This window comes from Streptomyces sp. NPDC005576 (assembly GCF_042871745.1).
Classification (GTDB): domain Bacteria; phylum Actinomycetota; class Actinomycetes; order Streptomycetales; family Streptomycetaceae; genus Streptomyces.
Genome location: NZ_JBIAJC010000002.1, coordinates 35,117 through 59,059, shown reverse-complemented (window position 1 = coordinate 59,059; position 23,943 = coordinate 35,117). Strand labels below are relative to the sequence as shown.

The following is a 23,943-nucleotide window of genomic DNA, read 5'->3' as shown; positions in this document are numbered from 1 at the left end:
GTAAGATCTGTTCATGGCAGGTACGGGAGAGCACACACGCTGGGCGCCCGGGGACCACATCCTCTGGCGCTACCGGGACAAGGGGAGCGACGACGGGCCCGCGGACGCGACACCGCTGCGCATCTGCCGTCCGGTCACGGTCGTCCAGGACACCGAGGACCTCCTCGCCGTATGGATGGCTCCGGGCACCGAGTGCGTACGGCCGGTGCTCGCGAGCGGCGCCGAGGTGCACACGGAACCCCTCGCCACCCGCTACACGGTGCCGCGCACCACGGACCGGTACACCTGGTGGGGCATGGGCGTACTGAAGCTGGCCCGGCCCGGTGAGCCCTGGTCGGTCTGGCTCTTCTGGGACCGCGGCTGGGTCTTCCGCAACTGGTATGTCAACTTCGAAGAGCCTCTCACTCGTTGGAGTTCCGGCGTCGATTCGGAGGACCACTTCCTCGACATCTCGGTGAGCCCCGACCGGAGCTGGAAGTGGCTCGACGAGGACGAGTTCGCACAGGCCCAGCGGGTCGGTCTGATGGACCCCGGGACGGCCGGGCGGGTGCGCCGGGCGGGGCGTGCGGCGGTCTCGGTGATCGATGCGTGGGGGTCCCCGTTCCGGGACGGCTGGGAGCACTGGCGACCCGATCCGGCCTGGCCCGTCCCGGCGCTTCCGGATGACTGGGACCGCACCCGCGCGCGTACACCGTCGTGAGACTCTTGAATCACCCGTGGGGGGCGCCCGTAGGATCAGCCTCCCGAGGGTCCGTGCGGGACAACCCACGTACGGTTCACCGGTCCTGACCGAAAGTCACAGGCGATACCGCACGCGCCGTACCACCCCGCACGGGGCCGCACGGCGGCGGACGCCACTACGAGGGGGTGGAGGCGTGGTGCTCGCACGAGCGGGTGGACACACCGGTACGGCCGCCCTCCCGGCCGGCCCGTTCCGCCCGGCCGGGACCGTGTGCGGGCCGGGCACCGCGAACATACGGACCGCGCCCGCCACGCACTCGGCGCACCGTGAGAACGTTGTCAGCGCCCGGCCGCGCTTGCGCACGGTTTCGGCCCCGCGCACGACGGCCGCGGGTGAGCGCCGTTGTTCCCACCGCTCTCACCGGGGCAGAGTGTCGCCCCACGAGGTGACTGCCTCATCCAACCGGCCCGGACGGACGGAACCCCACGCGTGACGGAGCATCCCACCTCCCACGAAGGCCACCGGCCTCTCGCCGCCCGGCCGCAGGAACGCACGCGGCCCAGGCAGCAGGACGCCGCGGCGGGCGCCGCCGCACCCGCGGCCATCCCGGGACCCGCCGGAGCTCCCAGAGCCTCCGCCGCCGCCCCGGCCGTCGGCGTGCCCGACCCGCAGGCGGTGTCGCGGCGCGAGGGCGACCGGCTCCGGTTCGTCGGCGCGGCCACCCGCCGGATCGCCCGGGGCATCGATCTCGACGAGATCGTGCTCGGTCTCTGCCGGGCCAGCGTGCCGACGTTCTGCGACGAGATCCTCATCTACCTCCGCGATCCGCTGCCGGTGGGCGACGAGCGGCCGGTGGAGCCGTTCGTGCTGCGGCTGCGCCGCAGCGACCGGCTGCGGCTGACGGAGGAGGAGCCGGACGGGCTCCACGACCCCGAACGGCTCAGGCCGCCGCTGGTCGACCCGCAGACGGATCTGCTCCCCGTCGCGGATCTCTGCGAGGTCCGCACCGGCGGCGCCCTCGGCGAGGTGCTGCGCGGCGTACGCCCGGTCTTCGGCGACAACGCGGCGGCCCGGGCGGCCCTGCCGGAGCTGCTCGGCCCCGGCCGGCCCGCGCCCACCGGCCACCGCGCGATCCTGGCCCCGCTGCGCGGCCGGCGGCGGGTCATCGGATCGGCCGTCTTCCTGCGCACCACCGACCGCACCCCGTTCGAGGCGAACGACCTGCTGGTCGCGGCGCAGCTCGCCACCCACACCGCGCTCGGCATCGACAAGGCCGTCCTCTACGGCCGTGAGGCGTACATCGCGGACGAGCTCCAGCGCACCATGCTGCCGGACTCGCTGCCGCAGCCCACCGGGGTGCGGCTCGCCTCCCGCTACCTTCCGGCCGCCGAGACCGCCCGGGTGGGCGGCGACTGGTACGACGCGATCCCGCTGCCCGGCAGCCGGGTCGCCCTGGTCGTCGGCGATGTCATGGGCCACTCGATGACCTCGGCCGCGATCATGGGGCAGCTGCGCACCACCGCGCAGACCCTCGCCGGTCTCGACCTGCCGCCCCAGGAGGTCCTGCACCACCTCGACGAGCAGGCCCAGCGGCTCGGCGAGAACCGCATGGCGACCTGCCTGTACGCCGTGTACGACCCGGTCGCCCACCGCATCACCGTCGCCAACGCGGGTCATCCGCCGCCCGTGCTGCTGCACCTCGGCGGCCGTGCGGAGGTGCTGGAGGTGCCGCCGAACGCCCCGATCGGCGTGGGCGGGGTCGACTTCGAGGCGGTGGAGCTGGAGGCGCCGGCCGGCGGCACGCTGCTGCTGTACACGGACGGCCTGGTGGAGTCGCGGCTGCGGGACGTGTGGACCGGCATCGAGCAGCTGCGGGAGCGGCTCGCCGCGACCGCGCGGCTCACCGGTCCGGACCACTCGCCGCCGCTGGAGGCGCTCTGCGACGACGTGCTCGACATGCTCGGTCCGGGCGACCGGGACGACGACATCGCGCTGCTGGCGGCCCGCTTCGACGGGATCGCGCCGAACGACGTGGCCTACTGGACGCTCGACCCGGAGGATTCGGCGCCGAGCCGGGCCCGGAAGCTGGCCCGGGGGGCCCTGGCGCGCTGGGACATGGACGCCGACCTCTCGGACGAGATGGAGCTGCTGGTCAGTGAGGTGGTCACCAACGCCGTCCGGTACGCCGAGCGTCCGGTGACGCTGCGGCTGCTGCGGACGGACATCCTGCGCTGCGAGGTCGGCGACGACTCGCCGCAGCTGCCGAGGCAGCGACGGGCCCGGGAGACGGACGAGGGCGGGCGCGGGCTGTTCCTGGTGAACCGGCTGGCCCGGCGGTGGGGGGCGACGCGACTCTCCTCGGGCAAGGTGGTCTGGTTCGAGATGGCGACCCGGGGCCAGTAGCGGCGCTCGCCCGCGAACGAGGCGTGCGCCGGCCGGCCGGGGATCCCGGACATGGGTGAGGGGCGGTACCGGAGTGATCCGGTACCGCCCCTCACCCATGTGCGCGGAGCCGCGCGCCGCCGCTCCTCACGCCGCTACCGCTGCCGCTTCTGGTCAGCCGAGCAGGCCGGTGCGGCCGGGGCGCACCGACGGCTGGTCGCCGCCACCGGGTCCGGGGTCGTACTCGTCGGAGGGCGACTCGCTGGGCTCGACCGACTCCGACTCCGACTCCGACGCGGAGGGGTCGGGCGACGGGGTCTCGGTCTCCGTCGGTTCCTCCGAGGGCGTCGCCGACGGGGACGGGGTCGTGGCGCTCGGCGTCGGCGTGGGGGACGCCGACTGGGTCGGGCTCGGCGGCGGGGTGTAGGGCACCTCGCCGGCCTCCACGTCCTCCAGGTCGAACTGGGCGTCGGAACCGCCGTTCAGTGCCCCCAGCGTGTAGTCGGCCCAGATCCTGGCGGGGAAGCCACCGCCGTTGGCGCGGCCGGAGTTGGCGGTACCGGTCAGGCTGACCTGGCCGCCGCCGTCTTTCGGGGACTCGCCGTAGAGCGCGACGACGGTGGTCAGTTCAGGCGTGTAGGCCGCGAACCAGGCCGCCTTGTTGTTCTCGGACGTACCGGTCTTGCCCGCCGCCTCGTAGGCGGAGGTGTTGGCGGCCTGGCCGGACCCGGAGTCGATGACCCCGGTCATCGCCTTGGTCACGGTGTCGGCCGACTTGCGGCTGATCACCTGCTTGCCGACGCCCTCCACGCCATCGACCGTGTGGTCGCGGTGCTCGGCGGACTTCACGATGAACGGCGTGACCTTCTTGCCGTGGTGGTCGAGGGTGGCGTACGCCCCGGCCATGTCCCACGTCGAGGCGTTCATGGTGCCCAGCGTGATCGCGGGGCGCTCGGGGAAGTTCTTGTCGGGCAGGCCCAGGCTCAGCGCCGTCTTCTTCACCCTGCCGGGTCCGACGTCGACGACCATCTGCGCGAAGACGGAGTTGACCGAGGCGTTCAGGGCCGTCTGCACGCTGATGTCGCCGTAGTCCCGGTCGTCCTCGTTCTCCGGGCTGTACGGGGTGGCGCTGCCGACGACGGGACGCTTGCTGGTGCCGTCGTAGGTCGTGTTCAGGCCGATCAGGTCGCCGTCCTGGGTGGTGGACTCGTTCTCCAGGGCGGAGGCGAGCACCAGCGGCTTGAAGGTGGAGGCGGGCTGGTAGTCGCTGCGGGTGGCGTTGGAAATCCAGTGCTCGGTGGCACCGACTCCGCCGTAGAGGGCGACGACCGCGCCGGTCTTCGGGTCGACCGAGGTGGCGCCCGCCTGGACGGTGGCGTCGACCTTGTTGTTCTTCCGGTCGAGCTTCGACTCCAGCTGGGCGTCGACCGACTTCTCCAGCTGCTTCTGGCGCTTCTTGTCGATGTTCAGCGTGACGGTCCAACCGCCGGCTTCGAGCTGCTCGTCGGTGACGCCCTGGTCCTTGAGCTCGGCCTTGGCCGCGTCGACGAGATAGCCGGTCTGGCCCTCCATGCCGGGCGCCGCCTTGGGGCTCTTCGGCACGGGGAACTTCAGGCTCTGCCGCTCGGCGCTGCTCAGCCAGCCCTTCTCGACCATGTTGTCGAGGGTGTAGCCCCAGCGTTCCTTGACCAGGCGCTTGCCGGTGGGGGTCGCGGTGGCCCAGTCGTACTGGCTGGGAGCCTGGAGCAGCGAGGCGAGGTAGGCGCCCTGGGAGACGTCGAGCTTGGAGGCGTCCACGCCGTAGTACGCCTGGGCGGCGGCCTGGATGCCGCTGGCGCCGCGGCCGTAGAAGGCGGTGTTGATGTACCCGGCGAGGATGTCGTCCTTGCTCATCTTCTGGTCGACCTTGAGCGAGATCACCAGCTCCTTGAGCTTGCGGGAGACCGTCGCGTCCTGCGTGAGGTAGTAGTTCTTCACGTACTGCTGGGTGATGGTCGAGCCGCCCTGCTTGCCCTTGCCGGAGAGGGTGTTGGCCAGGGCACGGGTGGTGCCCTTCAGGTCGACGCCCTTGTCCTGGTAGAAGGTCTTGTTCTCGGCGGCGACGAAGGTGTGCTGCACCGCCTTCGGGACCTGCGAGAGGTCCACGATCTCCCGGTTCACCTCGCCCGTGCGGGCCAGCAGGGTGCCGTCGCTGTACTTGTAGACGTTGCTCTGCTTCTGGGCCTGGGCGTTCGCCGCGGGTACCGGTACGTACAGGTACAGCACCACGAAGGCGCCCATCACCAGCAGGCAGAGACCGAAGAAGGTGCCCAGGAGCCGCTTCCAGGTGAAGAGCCCGCGTATGCCACCTCGCTTCCCGGCCCGCGCCTCCTGGCCGCGGGCACGTCGCTCATCCGCTCGCCCCATCGCTGTCTCGCTCCTGTTTCTCGGTCGGTCCCCCGAGGCTCCGTCGGTCCGGTCGGCCCTGCCGTCCGCACCGTCGTGAACCCTGCCGTCACTTCTGCTGCCGGCTCTGCCCAGCCAAGACAGCTAACACTGTCAGGACGGACAAAAAGCAAGCGATCCGGCCTTTTCGGGACGTGAGAATCAGCACCCGCCCCTCAAGGAACCGACTCCGCGGAGGGCGCCATGGTTGCGAAAAGCATTAATGTGATATCACTTTGGAAGCTACGAACTTCCCTGTATCCGCAGGGTTGTCAGACGAATCGGGGGACCCCGTGTCCGAACAGCACGACGACCAGCAGCCGGCCCCGTCCACACCCGTACCCACCACCGATCTGCCCGTGAACGCCCCGAAGTTGCCGGCGGCGCAGGTCAGGGAGGTGACCGCACACTCCATCCCGGGCGGCCTCGGCCTGCTGCTCACCGTCGTCGGCGTCCTCCTCGGGGTCGGCGTGATCGTCATCGGCGGCGTCCTCGGATCGGGGGGCGACGACGGCGCCGGCGCGGCCCTGGTGATCGTCGGCATCCTGCTCGTCATCGCGTCCTTCTTCTGCATGAGCGGGGTGAAGATGGTCGCGCCCGGCGAGGCCCGGGTCATCCAGCTCTTCGGCCGGTACGTCGGCACCATCCGGACCGACGGCCTGCGCTGGATCAACCCGCTCACCAGCAGCCGGAAGATCTCCACCCGGGTCCGCAACCACGAGACCGCGGTGCTCAAGGTCAACGACGCCTACGGCAACCCGATCGAGCTCGCCGCGATCGTCGTCTGGAAGGTCGAGGACACCGCGCAGGCCCTCTTCGAGGTGGACGACTTCCTGGAGTTCGTCGCCACGCAGACCGAGGCGGCCGTCCGGCACATCGCCATCGAGTACCCCTACGACGCCCATGAGGAGGGTGGCCTCTCGCTGCGCGGGAACGCCGAGGAGATCACCGAGAAGCTGGCCGTGGAGCTGACGGCCCGGGTCCGGGCGGCCGGCGTCCAGATCATCGAGTCGCGCTTCAGTCACCTCGCGTACGCCCCCGAGATCGCCTCGGCGATGCTCCAGCGGCAGCAGGCCGGAGCGGTCGTGGCGGCCCGGCAGCAGATCGTGGAGGGCGCGGTGGGCATGGTCGAGATGGCGCTGACCCGGATCGCCGAACAGGGCATTGTCGAGCTGGACTCGGAGCGCAAGGCCGCCATGGTCAGCAATCTGATGGTGGTGCTCTGCGGGGACCGGGCCGCGCAGCCGGTCCTGAACACCGGCACGCTCTACCAGTGACCGAAGAGACCTCCGGGCGCGGGCCGCGGCAGCGCAAGCAGATGCTGCTGCGGCTCGACCCCGCCGTGCACGACGCGCTGGCGCGCTGGGCCTCCGACGAACTGCGCAGCGCCAACGCGCAGATCGAGTTCCTGCTGCGGCGGGCGCTGGCGGAGGCGGGCCGGCTGCCCGGCGCCGCGACGCCCATCGCCCGCCGGGGACGCCCACCGAGGGCGCCCGGCACCGGGCCGGGGACACCCGCCACGGAGCCCGGGGCACCCAGCGCGGAGCCGGGGGCGCTCCCGCCGGAGTGATGCCGGGCGCACCCCGGGACGCCGCGTACGCCCCCCGGGGACCCTGGCGCCGTCACTCCGCGGCGCCACCCCTCGGCCAGCTATACACAGTAGGTATACATCCCGTGTACAGTGCTCGGCATGTCTATCGGCCACACCCTGCTCGGACTCCTGGAGTCCGGCCCCCGCCACGGTTATGACCTGAAGCGCACCTTCGACGAGAAGTTCGGCCACGACCGCCCGCTGCACTACGGGCAGGTCTACTCGACCATGTCCCGGCTGCTGAAGAACGGGCTCGTCGAGGTCGACGGCGTGGAGAGCGACGGAGGTCCCGAGCGCAAGCGGTACGCCATCACGGACGCCGGGATCACCGATGTCTCGACCTGGCTCGCCCAGCCCGAGAAGCCGGAGCCCTACCTCCAGTCGACGCTGTACACCAAGGTGGTGCTGGCGATCCTGACCGGCCGCGGCGCGGCCGCGGTACTGGACGCGCAGCGCGCGGAACACCTGCGGCTGATGCGCACGCTGACGGAGCGCAAGCGCGGCGGCGACCTCGCCGACCAGCTGATCTGCGACCATGCGCTCTTCCACCTGGAGGCCGACCTGCGGTGGCTGGAACTGACCGCCGCCCGGCTCGACAAGCTCGCCGAGGTGGTCACCCCATGAGCCCCGTGACCCCGGTGGCCCCTGCGAGCCCCACCACTCCCCTGAATCCCTCCGGCCCTCTGCTCGCCGCCCGCGACCTGCACAAGACGTACGGCGCGACGCCCGCGCTCGACGGCGCGTCGTTCTCCGTACACCCGGGTGAGGTCGTCGCCGTGATGGGGCCCTCCGGCTCCGGCAAGTCCACGCTGCTGCACTGCCTCGCCGGGATCATCACCCCCGACTCCGGCTCGGTCCTCTTCGCGGGCCGGGAGCTCTCCGCGATGTCCGACGCGGAGCGCAGCGCCCTGCGCCGGACCAAGTTCGGCTTCGTCTTCCAGTTCGGCCAGCTGGTGCCCGAGCTGACCTGCGTGGAGAACGTGGCGCTCCCGCTGCGGCTGAGCGGAGTCCGCCGCAAGGCCGCCGAACGGACCGCGCTGCACTGGATGGAGCGACTGGAGGTCGAAGGGGTGGCCGCCAAGCGCCCCGGTGAGGTCTCGGGCGGTCAGGGCCAGCGCGTCGCGGTGGCCCGGGCCCTGGCCTCCTCCCCCGAGGTGATCTTCGCGGACGAGCCGACCGGCGCACTGGACTCCCTCAACGGCGAGCGGGTGATGGAACTGCTCACCGAGGCCGCCCGGTCCGCCGGGACCGCCGTGGTGCTGGTGACCCACGAGGCACGGGTCGCCGCGTACTCGGACCGGGACGTCACCGTCAGGGACGGCCGGGCCACCGACCTGGAGTACGCCCTGTGACCGGACCGGACTCCCGCACACGCACCCCCGCCCGGCTCCGGGACCTCGGCCTCGGCGTCCGGTTCGCGGTGGCGGGCGGGCGCGAGGGCTGGGCGCGGACGCTGCTCACGGCGGTCGGGGTGGGCATCGGCGTGGGGCTCCTGCTCGTCGCCGCCGCGGTCCCGCACCTGCTGAGCGCGCGCGACGACCGCAGCGAGGCCCGGTCGGAGAGCAGGTCCTCCCTGGCTCCCGACACCAACGAGAAGACGGACAGGACGGTACTCGTCACCCGGATCGACACCGAGTACCACGAGCAAGCGATCCAGGGCGTGATGATGCGTGCGGAGGGCGCCCGTCCGGTACTGCCGCCCGGGCTGCCGCGCGTACCGGCCGCCGGCCGGATGTACGTCTCGCCCGCCCTCGCCGAGATGCTGGACGCCCCGGACGGGCGCCTGCTCCGCGAGCGGCTGCCGTACCCCGTCGACGGCACCATCTCCGACGCGGGCCTGGTCTCCCCCGGCGAACGCCTCTTCTACCTGGGCAGTTCCACCCTGGAGCGGGCGAACGGCGGCCACCGGCTGAACGCGTACGGCGGCGGCCTGCCCGTCCCCCCGCTCAGCCCGCTGCTCCTCGTACTCGGCGTGATGGTCGGCGTGGTGCTGCTGATGCCGGTGACCATCTTCGTCGCCACTGCCGTGCGGTTCGGCGGTGACCGCCGGGACCGCCGCCTCGCCGCGCTGCGCCTGGTGGGCGCGGACATCCGCTCGGTCCGCTGGATCGCGGCGGGGGAGGCGCTCTTCGGCGCGCTGCTGGGGCTGGCCTGCGGGACGGCCCTCTTCCTCGCCGGGCGACCGTTCGTCGGTTCCCTCTCGGTCTGGGAGCAGAGCGTCTTCCCCGCCGACCTCGCCCCCTCCGCCCCCCTGGTCGCGCTGATCGCGTGCGCCGTCCCGGTCTGCGCCGTGCTGGTGACCCTGGTCGCCATGCGATCCGTGGTGGTGGAGCCGCTGGGTGTCGTACGGGACGCCCGGGGCGGGAAGCGGCGGCTCTGGTGGCGGCTGCTGGTGCCGCTGGCGGGGCTCGGTGTCTTCGCCGCGCAGGGCAGGACACCCGATGACGGCACGGCCGCGGCGACACCCGTCGTCATCGGCGCGGTACTCGTCCTGGGCGGCCTGGCCCTGCTGCTGCCCTGGGCGGTGGAGGCGTGCGTGAACCGTCTGCGCGGGGGCCCGGTGCCCTGGCAGTTGGCCGGGCGCCGGCTCCAGCTGAGCGCCGGAGCGGCGGCGCGGACGGCCAGTGGGATCACCGTGGCGGTGGCGGGTGCGGTGGCGCTCCAGATGCTCTTCGCCTCGATGAACGCCGACTTCAACAGAGCGACCGGCCAGGACCCGACCCGGGCCCAGTTCTACATGGCCTCCCAGAACGTCCACGGCCAAGGCGCCACCAGCGCGATCGAGTCGCTCCGGGCCACCGAGGGTGTCGAGAAGGTCATCGGCACGGTGAACGTGTACGCGGGCAAGCCGGGCACGTACGCCGAGAACGAGGTCCAGCCCACCACCTCGATCACGGTCGGGGACTGCGCGACGCTGAAGGAACTCGCCGGGATCGGCAGGTGCGCGGACGGCGACACCTTCGTCGCCCACCCCGCCCACGACCGGGAGATGTCCGACTGGATCGACGAGTCCGCCCGCAAGGGCGAGCAGATCGAGATCGACGACTACGGGATGACGGCCGGGGGGCCGGTCCGCTGGACCCTGCCGGCATCGGCACGGACCGTCACCAGCCGCGTGGACCCGAACGGCGAGGAGACCACGGGTATCCTCGCCACCCTCGGGGCGATCGATCCGGCCACCCTGCCGGGAGCCACCATCGTCCTCCAGGTGAAGATCGACGAGAGCATGCCGGGCGCCTCGGACCTCGTACGGAACGCGGCGGCCGTGATCGATCCCTCGATGCGGGTCGTCGCCCTGAACTCGACCGAGCGGGACGGCAGGTACGCGAGCATCCAGACCGCCCTCAAGGTCGGCGGGACCGCGATGCTGCTGCTGATGGCCGCGTCGATGCTGGTGCAGCAGCTGGAGCAGCTCCGCGAGCGCCGCAGGCTGCTCTCGGTCCTCGTGGCCTTCGGGACCCGGCGCTCCACGCTGGGCTGGTCGGTGCTGTGGCAGACGGCGATCCCGGTGGGGGTGGGCCTGGTGGTCGCGGTCGTCGGCGGGCTGACGCTGGGCTGGGGGCTGTCCTGGATGACGGTCAAGCCGGTCTCCGACTGGTGGCTGTTCCTGCCGATGGCGGGTGCGGGCGCGGCCTCGGTGCTGCTGGTGACCCTGCTCTCGCTGCCCGTGCTCTGGCGCCTGATGCGCCCGGACGGGCTGCGCACGGAGTAGCCGGCCGGGTGGGTCCACGGGTGACGGCCGCCGGGGTTCACTCCTCCCCGGCGGCCGTCACCCGTACCGGCAGCGCGGCCATCGCCTCGCGGAGCGCTGCGGCGAACTGGCCGAACTCCTCGTGGCGGGCGGTCCCGGTGCGCATCGCCAGCGCGACCCGGCGCGAGGGGGCGGGGTCGGCGAAGCGGGCGGTGGCCAGCGCCGGGTTGCGGTCGGTCTCCACGGTCACGGCGGTGCGGGGCAGCAGCGTGACGCCGAGGCCGCCGGCGACGAGCTGCACGAGGGTGGAGAGCCCGGCGGCGGTCGTCGTCACCGGCGCCCCCTCCGTACGCCCGGCCTCCCGGCAGATGTCGAGCGCCTGGTCGCGCAGGCAGTGGCCCTCGTCGAGGAGCAGCAGCGGCAGGCGGCGCAGCTCCTCGCGGGGGATGTCCGTGCGGCCGCCGAGCCGGTGGGCGCGCTCGGTGACCAGGACGAAGTCCTCGTCGAAGAGCGGCAGCTCGGTGACGCCGGGGTGGCCGAGCGGCACGGCGAGCAGCAGCAGGTCGAGCCGTCCTGCGGTGAGCCCGTCCAGCAGCGAGGAGGTCTGCTCCTCGTGGACCTGGAGGTCGAGTTCGGGGTACCGGTCGTGGACGAGGCGCAGCACGGTCGGCAGCAGGTACGGGGCGACGGTGGGGATCACTCCGAGCCGCAGCGTCCCGGTGAACGGCGCGCGTACCGCTTCGGCCTCCTCGACGAGGGCGCCCACCGCGTCCATGACGGCCCCGGCGCGGACCGCGAGGCGTTCGCCCGCCGTCGAGAGCAGCACCTTGCGCGTCGTACGCTCGATGAGCTGGACGCCGAGCGCCTCTTCCAGCGAGGAGACCGCCCCGGAGAGGGCGGGCTGGCTCATGCCGATGGCCGCCGCCGCGTCCCGGAAGTGCAGGTGTTCCGCCACCGCCACGAAGGCGCGGAGCTGGGAGAGGCTGGGCTGTTTGGTCCTATTGCCCTGGGTTGTCTGAGCCACTGATAGGTACCTCCGATCATCGACACCGAGTGTAGCTATTTCCGCGATCAATGCACTCTGTGCCAAGGTGGATCTCGTCCAACCCTCCAGGAAGACCCCCAAAAGGGGAATTCCTGACCTGCAAGGAGATCGCGTGCTCACTGTCGGTGACAAGTTCCCCGAGTTCGACCTGACCGCCTGCGTGTCGCTGGAGAGCGGCAAGGAGTTCGAGCAGATCAACCACAAGACCTACGAGGGTCAGTGGAAGATCGTCTTCGCGTGGCCCAAGGACTTCACCTTCGTGTGCCCGACCGAGATCGCCGCCTTCGGCAAGCTGAACGACGAGTTCGCCGACCGCGACGCCCAGATCCTCGGCTTCTCCGGTGACTCCGAGTTCGTGCACCACGCCTGGCGCAAGGACCACCCGGACCTGACCGACCTGCCCTTCCCGATGATGGCCGACTCGAAGCACGAGCTCATGCGCGCGCTCGGCATCGAGGGCGAGGACGGCTTCGCGCAGCGCGCCGTCTTCATCGTCGACCAGAACAACGAGATCCAGTTCACGATGGTGACCGCCGGTTCCGTGGGCCGTAACCCCAAGGAGGTCCTGCGGGTCCTCGACGCCCTGCAGACCGACGAGCTCTGCCCCTGCAACTGGACCAAGGGCGAGACCACCCTCGACCCGGTCGCCCTCCTCTCCGGCGAGTGAGCTGATATCACCATGGCACTCGACGAACTCAAGTCCGCCGTACCGGACTTCGCCAAGGACCTGAAGCTGAACCTCGGTTCGGTCATCGGCAACAGCGACCTGCCGCAGCAGCAGCTCTGGGGCACCGTGCTCGCCTGCGCGATCGCCTCGCGTTCGCCGAAGGTTCTGCGCGAGCTGGAGCCGGAGGCCAAGGCCAACCTCTCCGCGGAGGCGTACAACGCCGCGAAGTCGGCCGCCGCCATCATGGCGATGAACAACGTCTTCTACCGGACCCGGCACCTGCTGTCGGACCCGGAGTACGGCAACCTCCGCGCGGGTCTGCGGATGAACGTCATCGGCAAGCCGGGCGTGGAGAAGGTCGACTTCGAGCTGTGGTCGCTCGCCGTCTCCGCGATCAACGGCTGCGGCCAGTGCCTGGACTCCCACGAGCAGGTGCTCCGCCAGGCCGGCGTGGACCGTGAGACCATTCAGGAAGCCGTGAAGATCGCTTCGGTGATCCAGGCCGTCGGCGTCACCCTCGAAGCCGAGGCCGTGCTCGCCGAATAGGACAGCGGTACCTTGTACGAGAAGGGCCCCGCGGACGACCGACCGTCCGTGGGGCCCTTCTTTTCGTGCTTTTCGTGCGCGGGCCTCTCGGGCACGGGCCCCTACGGGCGGTCCGGACGGTCCGGGCTCTCCGCCGGTCCTCCCGGTTCGCCGGGCTCCCCGGACCCCTGAGGCTGCTGGGGCTCTTGGGCATGCTGGGCCGCTTGGGGCTGCTGAGGCTCTTGGGCATGCTGGGGCTCGCGGGCGGTCTCCGCACCGTCTACCGCGTCCCCGGGAGCGCCGTCGGCCTCTCCGGAGGCGCCGGAATCCCCGGCCGCACCGGTCTTCTCCGCACCGCTCGGCCGGCCGTCCGCGTCACTCGGGTACGACTCGTCGTACCGGTCCTCGGGCGGGGTGCCGGGGGCGGGGGTGGGGGCCACGTCGAGCGCGGAGGCGCCGTGCGGCTGCGGCGCGTGCCGCTCGGCCGCCCGCCTGCTGTACGACCGCAGGTAACCGACCACCGTGTTCGTGACGGCGACCAGCGGTACGGCGACGACCGCGCCGCCGATGCCCGCGACCATCCCGCCGGCGGCGACGGAGAGGACCACGGCGAGCGGGTGGACCCGCACCGCCCGGCCGAGGATGAACGGCTGGAGGATGTGCCCCTCGATCTGCTGCACCGCCAGCACCACGATCAGCACCATGAGGGCGGTGAACACCCCTTCGGTGACGAGCGCGACGACCACCGCCAACGCCCCGGACACCACGGCGCCGACCAGCGGGATGAAGGCGAAGAGGAAGATGAACACGGCGAGCGGAACCGCCATCGGCACGTCGAGGAACCAGATCCCGAGCCCGATGAAGATGGCGTCGATCATCGCCACGATCACGGTCCCCCGCACGTAGGCGGTGAGGGTGCGCCAGGCGCGCGGTCCTGCCCCCGCGACCCCCGGGCGGGCCGGGGCGGGGACCAGCTTGAGGGTCCACTGCCAGATCCGCTTGCCGTCGTAGAGCAGGAAGAGCGTCGAGAACATCGCGAGCAGCATCCCGGTGAGGAACTCGACCATCACCGTGACGCCCTGGAGCCCGGCGGAGGTGATCTCCTCGGTGTTGGTGCCGATCGTGTCGCTGAGGTTCTTGGCGATGTCGTTGATCTGCGACTCGGTGACGTGGAAGGGGCTGTCCAGCAGCCAGCGCTTCAACTCGTCGATGCCGTCGCGGACCTTCTCGGAGAGCGTGTCGAGGTTGTCCATCACCTGCCAGACGACGAACCAGCCGACCAGCCCCATGATGACGAAGCCGAGGACCGCGGTGACGGCCGTGGCCAGACCGCGCGGCAGGCCGTACCGCCGCAGGCGCACCACGGTCGGCTGGAGCAGCGCCGTGACGAGCAGGGCGGCCACGAAGGCGAGCACCACGAGCTGGACGGCGCTGATGACGCGCATCAGCACCCAGAGGGTGCCCGCCAGCACGAGCAGCCGCCAGCCGGCCTCCGCGGCGACCCGCATGCCCCAGGGGATGGCGGCCACCGGATCCGGCCGGGCTGCGACGTCGGGGGCGTAGGCGGGCGGTGCGGGGACCTGCGGGGGCGCGTCGGGGTCGCTCTTCGCGGCCGGGGCGGCCTCGGGGGCGTGACGACCGGAGTGCGCGTGGAGGTGCGGGAAGTGGGTGTGGGCGTGGGCGTGCCCGGACTCCCCGTCCTCGCGCGCGGCTTGCTCCCGCCGTTCCTCCAGCCGGGCAGCCAGGACCGTCAGTTCGGCCCCGGCGCGTCCGAGCCAACCGGGCAGTTTCGACATACGTGGGCCCTCTCCCCCGTGGGTGTGCACCGACCGTCTACCCCCGAAAGGCCGGAATGCGACCGTACATGGGTGACACGTCCCCCACGCACGATGCCCCGCACCGTCGAACGGTGCGGGGCATCGGAGTGTGCAGCGGAAAGGCTTTAGTACCAGTGGTTGGACTGCCAGAACGACCAGGCGCCGCAAGGGCTGCCGTAGCTGCCGTTCATGTAGCTGAGGCCCCACTTGATCTGGGTGGCCGGGTTCGTCTGCCAGTCGGCGCCCGCGGACGACATCTTGGAGCCCGGGAGCGCCTGGACCAGACCGTACGCGCCGGAGGAGGCGTTGACCGCGCGGTAGTTCCACGTGGACTCGTGGTTCACGATGTTGCTGAAGCACTGGAACTGGTCGGCGGGGATCATCTGCCGCGCCATCGCCTGGACCTCGGCGACCGAGTACGAGCCCTGGGCGGCGAACGACGTGGCGTCGCGCACGGCCGAGCGGCTGGCACGCTCCTGGGCGTCCTTGGCCTCCTGGGCTTCCTTGGCTTCCCTGGCTTCCTTCTCCGCCTGGTCCTCGGCCGCCTGCTTCTTGACCTTGGCGTCCTTGGCGGCCTGAAGGCGGGCCGACTCCTCGGCCGACTTCTTCGCGGCGGCGTCGGCGGCGGATGCCTGGGCATCGGCCTGCTGCGTCAGCGAAGCGGTCTGGACCTGGGCCTGCTGGCCCACGGGAATGTCTGCGAGCAGCGTGGTGTCGGCTGCGGTGGCCTCGAAGTTGTTGTCGTCGGCAGCGGGAGTGCTGCCCGCAGCAACGCCTACGACGGCGCCAACGGTGGTGACCGCGGTGGCTGATGCCACTGCGAACCCCCGGACCGAGATCCGGCTCACACGGTGTCCTTCCAGCATCGCCCGCTTAGGTGACCTCGCGGGCGCGATCGTGCCCTCTGACACTGGCCTCCCTACTGCTTGGGTCACGGGAGACACGGGCCCGGTGGGCAACTTCCTCGCGGAAGTGCCGCGTGGTGCTCGCGGGCGGCATACGGAGATCGGTTGTTGAGTTGTGTGGTGCGGAGCACCTCGGAAGGTGCCCGGTTTCCGTATGCGGGGCCTGACGGAAGCAAGACTCTGCCGGACATGGACGCCGAGAAGCAATTCTCTGTTGCGTGGGAAAGCTCACACGCTCCTTATGCCACCCGTTTGACGGAAATGACGGCGCGACATGAAGGTGCCCGGCTAAGCTGCTTCGCTCGCCGGGCGGCCTCCGTGGACATGCGGGACAGATCGCCGAATCTGTCGCCTATTTATCCCTCTTCGAGCATTTCGGTCACCAGTGCGGCGATTTGTGAACGCTCGGAGCGAGTGAGTGTCACGTGGGCGAAGAGGGGATGGCCCTTCAGCTTCTCGACGACGGCGACCACTCCGTCGTACCGGCCGACCCTGAGGTTGTCCCGCTGGGCCACGTCGTGGGTGAGCACCACCCGCGAATTCGCCCCGATACGGGAGAGAACGGTCAGCAGGACATTGCGTTCGAGGGACTGTGCCTCGTCGACGATCACGAACGCGTCGTGCAGCGAGCGGCCCCGGATGTGGGTGAGTGGCAGGACCTCCAGCATCCCGCGTCCCAGGACCTCCTCGATCACCTCACGCCCGGCCACGGCCGAGAGCGTGTCGAAGACGGCCTGCGCCCAGGGGCTCATCTTCTCGGCCTCGCTGCCCGGGAGATAGCCCAGTTCCTGCCCGCCAACCGCGTACAACGGCCGGAAGACCATCACCTTCTGGTGCTGGCGGCGCTCCAGGACGGCCTCCAGGCCCGCGCAGAGCGCCAGTGCCGACTTGCCGGTGCCCGCCCGGCCGCCGAGCGAGACGATGCCGACCTCCGGGTCGAGCAGCAGATCGAGCGCGATCCGCTGCTCGGCGCTGCGACCGTGGATGCCGAACACCTCCCGGTCCCCGCGCACCAGACGGACGTTGCCCTGCGCCGTGACCCGGCCGAGCGCCTTCCCCCGCTCGGACTGGAGCACGAGCCCGGTGTGCACCGGGAGTTCGGCCGCCTCGGGGACGTAGAGCGTCTCCTCCGAGAACAGCAGGTCCACCTGCTCACCGGAGAGCGACAGTTCGGCCATCCCGGTGTGACCGGAGTCGGTGATGGCCAGTTCGGCGCGGTACTCCTCGGCGAGCAGCCCGACCGAGGACGCCTTGATGCGCAGCGGGAGGTCCTTGGATACGACGGTGACGTCGTACCCCTCGGCCTGGAGATTGCGCGCCACCGCGAGAATCCGTGAGTCGTTGTCCCCCAGCCGGTAGCCGGCGGGCAGAACGCCGGGGTCGGAGTGGTTGAGTTCGACACGGAGCGTGCCGCCCAGATCCCCGAGGGGAATCGGTGCGTCGAGCCTGCCGTACCGGACACGGAAGTCGTCCAGCAGGCGCAGGGCCTGCCGGGCGAAGTAACCGAGCTCCGGGTGGTGCCTTTTGGCCTCCAACTCCGTGACGACGACGATCGGCAGCACGACTTCGTGCTCGTCGAAGCGCGTCATGGCGTTGGGGTCGGCCAGCAGGACGCTGGTGTCGAGAACATAGGTGCGCCTGTCGGGCATGCGGCGCTTTGAGCTGGTCACCACGGAAGGACGTACCCCCTCGGACGAGGTCGGGGAGTGCGACGGACGTCGCGGAATTTCCCGGAGGAAGAGGACGGACCGGGTTGGGACCCGAATGCGCGGGCCGAACGCCGGCCCTCCGCGTCGGACGTACGGTGCGTACGGTCCTTCGTGTGCAAAGGGCCTCCCGGGTGGACGGTCCGGTGGGCCGTCCACGTACTGCGACGTCCGCCTGGTTACTGACCGGACGTCGACCTGTCAGGGGTATTCCCTCGAACGCCCGAAGCCATGCCACAGGTTGCACCACCGTCCCGGGACGCCCAGTTGGACACGCGGCAACGGCGGGGCGACGGGCGGCGGACCGCCACGAAGGCGCCCCCGGTCGGTGGGGACGCCCTCGTGGGTGCGTGCGGATCCGTGGTGGGTGCGGATCCGTAGGGCGTGCGGATCCGTGGGGCGTGCGGATCCGCGGGGCGGCGAATCCGTGGTGGGTGCGTACTGCGTACGTATAGAGGAGAGGCCGGATGCTCCGGGCGCTATGGCCCTCAGGCGCCGTAGCGGCGGTGGCGGGCCGCGTAGTCGCGCAGCGCCCGGAGGAAGTCGACCTTGCGGAAGGCCGGCCAGAAGACCTCGCAGAAGTAGTACTCGGAGTGGGCGCTCTGCCACAGCATGAATCCGGAGAGGCGCTGTTCGCCGCTCGTACGGATCACGAGGTCGGGGTCGGGCTGGCCGCGGGTGTAGAGGTGCTCGGAGATGAGATCGGTGGTGACGACCTCGGCCAGCTCCTCGAAGGTGGTGCCCTTGTCGGAGTGGTCCAGGAGCAGCGACCTGACCGCGTCGGCGATTTCCTGGCGGCCGCCGTAGCCGACCGCGACGTTCACGATTATCCCGTCGACGTCGGCGGTGGCCTGCTCCGCCTCCTTGAGGACAGTCTGGGTCTGGGCGGGGAGCAGGTCCATGGTGCCCACGTGGTGGACCCGCCAGCGGCCGTCCGCGGCGAGATTGCTCACGGTGTTCTCGATGATGCCGAGGAGCGGCTTCAGCTCGGCCTCGGGGCGGTCGAAGTTGTCCGTCGACAGCAGCCAGAGGGTGACGACCTCGACATCGGTCTCGTTGCACCAGCCGAGCAGCTCGGAGATCTTGTCCGCACCGGCCTGGTGCCCCTGAACCGCGGAACCACCGGACGCCTTCGCCCAGCGGCGGTTGCCGTCGAGGATGACTCCGATGTGCTTCGGCACCTGGGAGTGGTCCAGCCGGCCCTCCACCCGGCGTGCGTAGAGCCCGTACACCAGGTCGCGCAAGTTCACTGAGTTCACCCTCTCGGTTCCGTTCGGGTCATCGGCCCGCCTGCCCCTGTCACAGGGGTGCGGGGACCGCCCCGCGGGAGGTTCGCCGCCACGTCCGCACGGCCCCGCGCGGACGTGTGCCGCGCCTCGCGCCGGCATTCCCCCGAAGCCGTCACATTACTGCGGGAAGGCGGTACGGGCCCAACCCGGTCTGTCACAACTCCGCGAGAACCAGAGAAATGTGGACACCCCCCAGCCGCTCGTACCACCGTGTCGTCCGGCGACTCCGGGGAGTACCGGCGCGCGCCGGAGGTTCCGGGCGGTGCGAAAAGGGCGGGGACACACAGAACGAGAGCCCAAAAAACGGGCCGGTCCGTGGGGGGATACGGACCGGCCCGAGGGGGGGAACTCCACCCTAACCCTTCGTGAGCGTTCTTGGCCGCCACGCCACTCCACCACTACTCTCCGGATTCGGCGGACTCCGTAGCGGGCAGGGAATCCGGCATTCCGGGGCGTGTGGGGCGGGGATTCGGTGCTCGTCCGGCGTCCGGTGCGAGGCCGGCCCGGGGTTCCAGTGGGGTTCTGTCGGGGGTCCGCCCCGGGGTCGGTCCGGCGTTCAGCGGGGGCCCGGGTCCGTATCGCTTCGGTTCGGGTGGAACCGGATGACGAGCGCGTCCCCGGCGACGACGACGAAGTCGCCGTCCTCGCAGCGGATGACGGCCTCGCGCACCTCGTCGTTCTCGTCCCGCGTCTCCTGCGCACCGGTGACCGTCCGGCCTCCCCCGTACCGGGCGGGCGGCAGGCCGGTCAGCGAGCCGTGCGCCCAGAGCCCGGCGGGCACGCACCAGTCGGGGAGCCGGGGCCAGGTGCCGGCGGTCACCCGGAGCGTCCGGTCGGTGGCGCAGGTCATCAGGACGGACCGGTCGTCGGCGAGGACGAACTCCACCGCTTCGGGGCCGCCGGCCCGGCCGTCCGGGCGGTAGAAGACACCGTGAACACCGATGATCCGGGCGCCCCGGAGCCAATCGGACCTCCCCGAGCGGTGCCGGCCGGCCGTCCCCCCGGACTGCTCGCTCCCCACGACACGCTCCCTCTCTCCGTACAACTCGTCCAGGATCGCACTGCGCGGCACAAGACGGCGCGAGGAGAGGGAGGTTCATGATTTCCTCACCCAAGGCCGTGCTGCGGTCGTCCTGTCGGCTTGCGCGCCTCGATGAGGTAGCGCGTGGTGCGGGCGGCGAACGCGCCCTCGGTCTCGATCCGCCGGTGCAGCGACTCCAGCTGCGGCCGGTAGGCGTCGACGGTGAAGTCCGGAACCATCCAGATCACCTTGCGGAGAAAATAGACGACGGCCCCGATGTCGAAGAACGCGGTGTCCAGCGACTCCGACCGGAGGTCGGTCACCACCAGCCCCGCCGCCCCGGCGTCGGCGCGGGCCCGCCGGGGGTCGCGGGCGGCGTACGCCGAGGGCGGCAGCGGACCCCGGAAGTGCTCGACGAGCTCGAAGACGCTCGCCGGACCCACCTGCTGGGAGAAGTACGTACCGCCCGGCGCGAGCACCCGGGCGATCTCCTGCCACCAGGTGGTCACCGGGTGGCGGCTGACCACCAGGTCGAAGGCGCCGTCCCCGAACGGCAGCGGCGGCTCGTCGGAGTCCACGACCACCACCGCTCCGCGCGGATGGAGCAGGCCGGTGGCGCGGGCCACGTTCGGCGGCCAGGACTCGGTGGCCGCCATGAGCGGCGGGAACACGGGAGCCGAGGCCAGCACCTCTCCGCCGCCGGTCTGGATGTCGAGCGCGGCGGTGGCCCGGCCGAGCCGGTCGGCCATGGAGCGGGCGTACCCCCAGGAGGGGCGCTGCTCGGTCGCCCGCCCGTCCAGCCAGGAGAAGTCCCAGCCGTCCAGCGGCGCCGCCTCCGCTTCGGTCACCAGCGCGGCGAACCGCTCGGCGGATGCATCGGTGAGGGGTGGAGAGGAGGCCGGGAACTCGGGCTGCTGCGGCATGTTCGCAGAGTGGCAGGGCGGGACGGCCACCGCGATCGATTTTGCGGCGGAGGGCCGGGGACGGGGATGGGGATGGGGATGGGGATGGGGACGGAGCAGAGGGCGGGGACGGAGCAGGGGGCGGGGACGGAGCGGGGGCGGAGGTCGACGGCGCGGCGGACGGCCCTGTCGGCGCGCGGCGGGAGCCCACTCGGGTGTCACAGGGCACCCAGGACGATCCCGGTCAGCGCGCCCGCGATCATGAAGGGGCCGAACGGGATACCCGTACGACGGTTCGCGCGCCGCAGCACCAGCAGCCCGAGGCCGTACACCGCGCCGAAGAAGAACCCGGCGAACCCTCCCGCCACCAGCACCGGCCAGCCGTACCAGCCGAGCACCACGCCGAGGGAGAGGGCGAGCTTCACGTCGCCGAAGCCCATCCCGTTCGGGTTGATCAGGTAGAGGACCAGGTAGAAGCAGCCCAGCGCGGCGCCGCCGAGCAGCGCACCGGTCCAGGACCCCTCGTGCTCCGGCAACAGGGACGCCACGCCCAGGAGCACGACGGCGGCTCCGGCCAGGGGCAGCGTCAGCTGGTCCGGCAGGCGGTGGACGCGGTGGTCGACGGCGGCGAGGAGTACGGCAACGGGGGCGAGCAGCAGCCAGACGGCCAGTTCGGGGCGCGTACCGGTGGCTGCGGCCAGCACGGCGCAGGCCGCAGCGGTCACCACCGCGAGGAGGATCTGCGGCGCGTACGGGGCGGCGGCGGAGCCGGCCGTCGTACAGACCGTGCAGCGCGCGGCGCCCAGCCACCCACGGCTGGGACCGGCACCGGGGAAGGGGTGCCCGGCGGGGCACGCACCCCGCCACCCCTCTTCCGGTTCCACCGAGAACCGGTACGCGGCACGCGGAATCAGCAGCCCGGTGGCAGCGCCCCAGACGGCGGCGAGGGTCACGACGGTGATCCAGGTGGCGTCCACGGACCGACCCTAATCGCAGGGCCCCACACGGGTCTTGGGCCCCAGGGCCCACAGCGGGCGGCCCGTACGGGTGGTGGGCGGCCGGGCGCTGCCTCCGGTCGAGTCGGGATCTTCGCCGGAGCGGGCTGCCTCCGGCCGGGTCGGGGTGTTCGCCGGAGCGGGCTGCCTCCGGTCGAGTCGGGATCTTCGCCGGAGAGGGCTGCCTCCGGGCGAATCGGGATCTTCGTCGGAGACGGCGCGGAGCCTTCCGGTGGGCGCTACGGTCGGTGCCCATGGGCAGATGGTGTGATGGCGACGGAACACTGACCGTGGGTACGGGCGAGGAGGCGCGGGTGGTCCCGCTGCGGGTGGCCGCCTCGTACCGGGCGCGCACCCGAGGGCTGCTGGGGCAGGACGGGATCGAGGGGGCGCTGTGGCTCACGCCCTGTTCGAGCGTCCACACCTTCAAGATGCGGTTCGCCATCGATGTGGCCTACCTGGACCGGAAGTTCAACGTGCTGGCCGTCCGCACGATGAAGCCGGGCCGACTCGGTCTGCCCCGGCTGCGTGCCCGCCACGCGGTGGAGTCGGAGGCCGGAGCGATGGCCACGTGGGGGCTGCGGCCGGGCGTCCGGGTGGCGGTGTCGCGGGAGCCCCTCGGCGACTGAACTCCCGGCGCGGTGCTGGGCATCGGCGGGCTTCGGGGGCCGCAGGGGCTCCTTGAGGGGGCGGGAGAATCGCGAGAGGGGCGGGAGCCTCACACGGCGGGCGGGAGCTTGGCGGCCTGCGCGGTGACGAGCGCGGGCGGTATCTCGGGGACCTCGCCGTCGAGGTAGTTGGCCGCGCTGAAGACGACGACGGCGCCCGCGCTCCGTACGACGGTGAACACCAGCGGGCTCCGGTGCCCGCCCCGGTCGCACACCATCCGGTACGCCAGTGCCTCCTGGCCCACGCGCGGGGCGGGCAGCGTCGTGACGGAGGCGTAGGTGGCCGGCCCGTCCTCCCCCCGGGTGCCGAAGCCGCCCGTACAGACCTCCACGGCCCGCCGTAGCCGGTCCATGAGCGATGCGGCATCGCCGTCGGCGTAGGCCGCCACCAGCAGCGTCACCACGGTCTGGTCGTCCCGCCCGGCACGGGACGCGTCGACGGCGGTGCGCAACAGGAAGTCGGCGGGGGCCGGTTCGGGAGTCAGGTCGACCAGATCGGCGAGCGGGGCGCAGGCGGGGTCCTCGGACCGCTCGGTGCCGCGTACCTCCTCGTACGACAGGGGCGCGATGACGTAGCCCTTCAGCTCATTACCGCGTACGGCCATCGCGGAAGGGGAGGGCGTGGAGGTCCCGGGGACCGTCGGGCCGGAGGGGGCGGTGGAGGCGGGAGCGAGGGATGCGGGAGTGGGGGATGCGGGAGTGAGGGGCGCGGGAGTGGGGGATGGAGCGGCGGGGTTCCCGTTCCCGTTCGTGAGCCCCGGATTACTGCTTGCCCGGCCGGCCCCTCCGCCCCCCGGTGCGCAGGCCGTCGCCACCAGACAGAGCGCGACGGCGACGAGCCCGACCGCCGCCCTCCCGGGCCGTCTTCGCATCGCCCACCGTCCGTCCTCTGCTCCGCACACCTGTGCCCCCACCGTCTGTCGCGTGCTTCTACCCTGCACGCTCCGGGTTTCGCCCGGGGTCACGTCCCGTGTCCTGTGTAACGCCTCCGTGCCGCAGGGTGCCGGGCGCAAGGACGCGCCGGATGCGACGGGGCGACGGGCGCGACGGGCGCGACGGGCGCGACGAATGAGATTGATGAGACGGCGCCGGGGTGGTGTCGAGGGACGCGGTGCGGGGTCAGGCGGGACGCCGCAGACCGCCTCTCCCCCGGTTCCCCGCCGGACCGAGCGGTTGCGCGGCGCACCCGGTGACAGCCAGGGCCAGCCGGTACCGCCCCTCTTCGGCCGCCTTCGCCCGGAGCGAGGGCAGCTCCGACGCGGTCAGCTCCGACGAGGGCAGCTCCGACGCGGTCAACGACATGATCAGCGACACATCACGGTCTTGCGCGCCGTCCTCCTCCGCCGGGAGTCGCTTCGCACCGTGAAGGTACATCTCCCGTGCGAAGTCCCGCGCGAAAAGGGACGGTTCCACCGCACCTCCCGGCCCGCCGCCGTCCCCCCGGGCAGGCTGCGAGGACCAGCGCGGAGTACAGCGCGCGGGCACCGGTCCTGGCCAGCACGTCCAGGCCGGCGACGGCTCCGGGCCCGTGCAGCTCGGGCAGCGCGTGCAGGCACCGGAGCAGGCCGGGGACGAGGACGGCGACAGGCTGACCCACCGGACTGACGCTAACTCCGTCATGCGGTGGGGTCTT

20 protein-coding genes and 1 pseudogene are annotated in these 23,943 nt (G+C 71.6%); 10 read left to right on the top strand and 11 right to left on the bottom strand.

The features are described 5' to 3' along the window. Window positions 1-13: 13 nt before the first annotated feature. Together ACFYPN_RS03550 and ACFYPN_RS03545 are read left to right on the top strand one after the other, a co-directional pair. Window positions 14-700, top strand: coding sequence for a DUF402 domain-containing protein (locus ACFYPN_RS03550; protein ID WP_389296605.1), 687 nt, complete (start codon window positions 14-16; stop codon window positions 698-700). A 471-nt stretch (window positions 701-1,171) separates the two neighbouring features. Beyond that, window positions 1,172-3,085 (top strand): SpoIIE family protein phosphatase, encoded by a 1,914-nt coding sequence (locus ACFYPN_RS03545; RefSeq protein WP_358760499.1) that lies wholly within the window; start codon window positions 1,172-1,174, stop codon window positions 3,083-3,085. A gap of 153 nt (window positions 3,086-3,238) precedes the next feature. Here ACFYPN_RS03545 and ACFYPN_RS03540 read toward each other — a convergent pair whose 3' ends face one another. Beyond that, window positions 3,239-5,470, bottom strand: a complete 2,232-nt coding sequence (locus tag ACFYPN_RS03540) for a transglycosylase domain-containing protein (protein WP_389296604.1) — start codon at window positions 5,468-5,470, stop codon at window positions 3,239-3,241. 311 nt (window positions 5,471-5,781) lie between these two features. On the opposite strand from ACFYPN_RS03540, the gene ACFYPN_RS03535 reads away from it, so the two are divergent. From ACFYPN_RS03535 to ACFYPN_RS03515, 5 genes are all read left to right on the top strand, one after another. Further along, window positions 5,782-6,765, top strand: coding sequence for an SPFH domain-containing protein (locus ACFYPN_RS03535; protein WP_358760497.1), 984 nt, complete (start codon window positions 5,782-5,784; stop codon window positions 6,763-6,765). A gap of 41 nt (window positions 6,766-6,806) precedes the next feature. Continuing rightward, window positions 6,807-7,058: a hypothetical protein gene (locus ACFYPN_RS03530; protein ID WP_358760527.1), complete on the top strand. Its 252-nt coding sequence runs from the start codon at window positions 6,807-6,809 to the stop codon at window positions 7,056-7,058. Window positions 7,059-7,178: 120 nt separating this feature from the next. Further along, window positions 7,179-7,703 (top strand): PadR family transcriptional regulator, encoded by a 525-nt coding sequence (locus ACFYPN_RS03525; protein WP_389296603.1) that lies wholly within the window; start codon window positions 7,179-7,181, stop codon window positions 7,701-7,703. 41 nt (window positions 7,704-7,744) lie between these two features. After that, on the top strand, window positions 7,745-8,431 hold the full coding sequence (locus tag ACFYPN_RS03520; RefSeq protein WP_358760526.1) for an ABC transporter ATP-binding protein: 687 nt from the start codon (window positions 7,745-7,747) through the stop codon (window positions 8,429-8,431). Further along, on the top strand, window positions 8,428-10,791 hold the full coding sequence (locus ACFYPN_RS03515; protein ID WP_358760495.1) for an FtsX-like permease family protein: 2,364 nt from the start codon (window positions 8,428-8,430) through the stop codon (window positions 10,789-10,791). Before ACFYPN_RS03520 ends, ACFYPN_RS03515 begins: the two co-directional genes overlap by 4 nt. Window positions 10,792-10,828: 37 nt before the next feature. On the opposite strand, the gene ACFYPN_RS03510 is transcribed toward ACFYPN_RS03515, so the two are convergent. Beyond that, window positions 10,829-11,794, bottom strand: a complete 966-nt coding sequence (locus tag ACFYPN_RS03510) for a LysR substrate-binding domain-containing protein (RefSeq protein ID WP_358760494.1) — start codon at window positions 11,792-11,794, stop codon at window positions 10,829-10,831. A gap of 133 nt (window positions 11,795-11,927) precedes the next feature. Between ACFYPN_RS03510 and ACFYPN_RS03505 the strand changes: the two genes are divergently transcribed. Both ACFYPN_RS03505 and ACFYPN_RS03500 read left to right on the top strand, forming a co-directional pair. Next, the gene (locus tag ACFYPN_RS03505; RefSeq protein WP_275492316.1) at window positions 11,928-12,482 is read left to right on the top strand and encodes a peroxiredoxin; all 555 of its coding nucleotides are present in this window, start codon (window positions 11,928-11,930) and stop codon (window positions 12,480-12,482) included. A gap of 12 nt (window positions 12,483-12,494) precedes the next feature. Beyond that, window positions 12,495-13,028 (top strand): alkyl hydroperoxide reductase, encoded by a 534-nt coding sequence (locus tag ACFYPN_RS03500; protein ID WP_358760493.1) that lies wholly within the window; start codon window positions 12,495-12,497, stop codon window positions 13,026-13,028. A gap of 356 nt (window positions 13,029-13,384) precedes the next feature. Here the strand turns inward: ACFYPN_RS03500 and ACFYPN_RS03495 are convergent. The 7 genes and pseudogenes from ACFYPN_RS03495 to ACFYPN_RS03465 all read right to left on the bottom strand — a co-directional run. Further along, window positions 13,385-14,803: pseudogene (locus ACFYPN_RS03495) on the bottom strand (AI-2E family transporter); the annotation flags it as partial. Between the two features lie 146 nt (window positions 14,804-14,949). Beyond that, the gene (locus tag ACFYPN_RS03490) at window positions 14,950-15,672 is read right to left on the bottom strand and encodes a lytic transglycosylase domain-containing protein (protein WP_358760491.1); all 723 of its coding nucleotides are present in this window, start codon (window positions 15,670-15,672) and stop codon (window positions 14,950-14,952) included. A 413-nt stretch (window positions 15,673-16,085) separates the two neighbouring features. Next, window positions 16,086-17,402, bottom strand: a complete 1,317-nt coding sequence (locus tag ACFYPN_RS03485) for a PhoH family protein (protein WP_358760490.1) — start codon at window positions 17,400-17,402, stop codon at window positions 16,086-16,088. Window positions 17,403-17,923: 521 nt separating this feature from the next. Beyond that, the gene (locus ACFYPN_RS03480) at window positions 17,924-18,685 is read right to left on the bottom strand and encodes an isoprenyl transferase (protein ID WP_358760525.1); all 762 of its coding nucleotides are present in this window, start codon (window positions 18,683-18,685) and stop codon (window positions 17,924-17,926) included. A 595-nt stretch (window positions 18,686-19,280) separates the two neighbouring features. After that, complete coding sequence (locus ACFYPN_RS03475) at window positions 19,281-19,745, bottom strand: hypothetical protein (protein WP_358760489.1); 465 nt, start codon at window positions 19,743-19,745, stop codon at window positions 19,281-19,283. Between the two features lie 86 nt (window positions 19,746-19,831). Further along, a complete protein-coding gene (locus tag ACFYPN_RS03470; RefSeq protein WP_358760488.1) occupies window positions 19,832-20,668 on the bottom strand; it encodes a class I SAM-dependent methyltransferase in 837 nt (278 codons plus the stop codon). A 197-nt stretch (window positions 20,669-20,865) separates the two neighbouring features. Then, entirely contained in the window at window positions 20,866-21,624 is a 759-nt protein-coding gene (locus ACFYPN_RS03465) for an A24 family peptidase (protein WP_358760487.1), read from the bottom strand. Between the two features lie 272 nt (window positions 21,625-21,896). On the opposite strand from ACFYPN_RS03465, the gene ACFYPN_RS03460 reads away from it, so the two are divergent. Further along, window positions 21,897-22,271, top strand: a complete 375-nt coding sequence (locus tag ACFYPN_RS03460) for a DUF192 domain-containing protein (RefSeq protein WP_358760486.1) — start codon at window positions 21,897-21,899, stop codon at window positions 22,269-22,271. Window positions 22,272-22,360: 89 nt separating this feature from the next. On the opposite strand, the gene ACFYPN_RS03455 is transcribed toward ACFYPN_RS03460, so the two are convergent. Both ACFYPN_RS03455 and ACFYPN_RS03450 read right to left on the bottom strand, forming a co-directional pair. Beyond that, window positions 22,361-22,915, bottom strand: coding sequence for a hypothetical protein (locus tag ACFYPN_RS03455; protein WP_358760485.1), 555 nt, complete (start codon window positions 22,913-22,915; stop codon window positions 22,361-22,363). 514 nt (window positions 22,916-23,429) lie between these two features. Next, entirely contained in the window at window positions 23,430-23,723 is a 294-nt protein-coding gene (locus ACFYPN_RS03450; RefSeq protein ID WP_389296602.1) for a hypothetical protein, read from the bottom strand. Window positions 23,724-23,943: the final 220 nt, after the last annotated feature.

Excerpts from the sequence above, each read along its gene's own strand:
- ACFYPN_RS03550 (WP_389296605.1), top strand. The coding sequence starts at position 14 with ATGGCAGGTACGGGAGAGCACACACGCTGGGCGCCCGGGGACCACATC.
- ACFYPN_RS03540 (WP_389296604.1), bottom strand. The coding sequence starts at position 5,470 with ATGGGGCGAGCGGATGAGCGACGTGCCCGCGGCCAGGAGGCGCGGGCC.
- ACFYPN_RS03530 (WP_358760527.1), top strand. The coding sequence starts at position 6,807 with ATGCTGCTGCGGCTCGACCCCGCCGTGCACGACGCGCTGGCGCGCTGG.
- ACFYPN_RS03525 (WP_389296603.1), top strand. The coding sequence starts at position 7,179 with ATGTCTATCGGCCACACCCTGCTCGGACTCCTGGAGTCCGGCCCCCGC.
- ACFYPN_RS03500 (WP_358760493.1), top strand. The coding sequence starts at position 12,495 with ATGGCACTCGACGAACTCAAGTCCGCCGTACCGGACTTCGCCAAGGAC.
- ACFYPN_RS03470 (WP_358760488.1), bottom strand. The coding sequence starts at position 20,668 with ATGCCGCAGCAGCCCGAGTTCCCGGCCTCCTCTCCACCCCTCACCGAT.
- ACFYPN_RS03460 (WP_358760486.1), top strand. The coding sequence starts at position 21,897 with ATGGGCAGATGGTGTGATGGCGACGGAACACTGACCGTGGGTACGGGC.
- ACFYPN_RS03455 (WP_358760485.1), bottom strand. The coding sequence starts at position 22,915 with ATGGCCGTACGCGGTAATGAGCTGAAGGGCTACGTCATCGCGCCCCTG.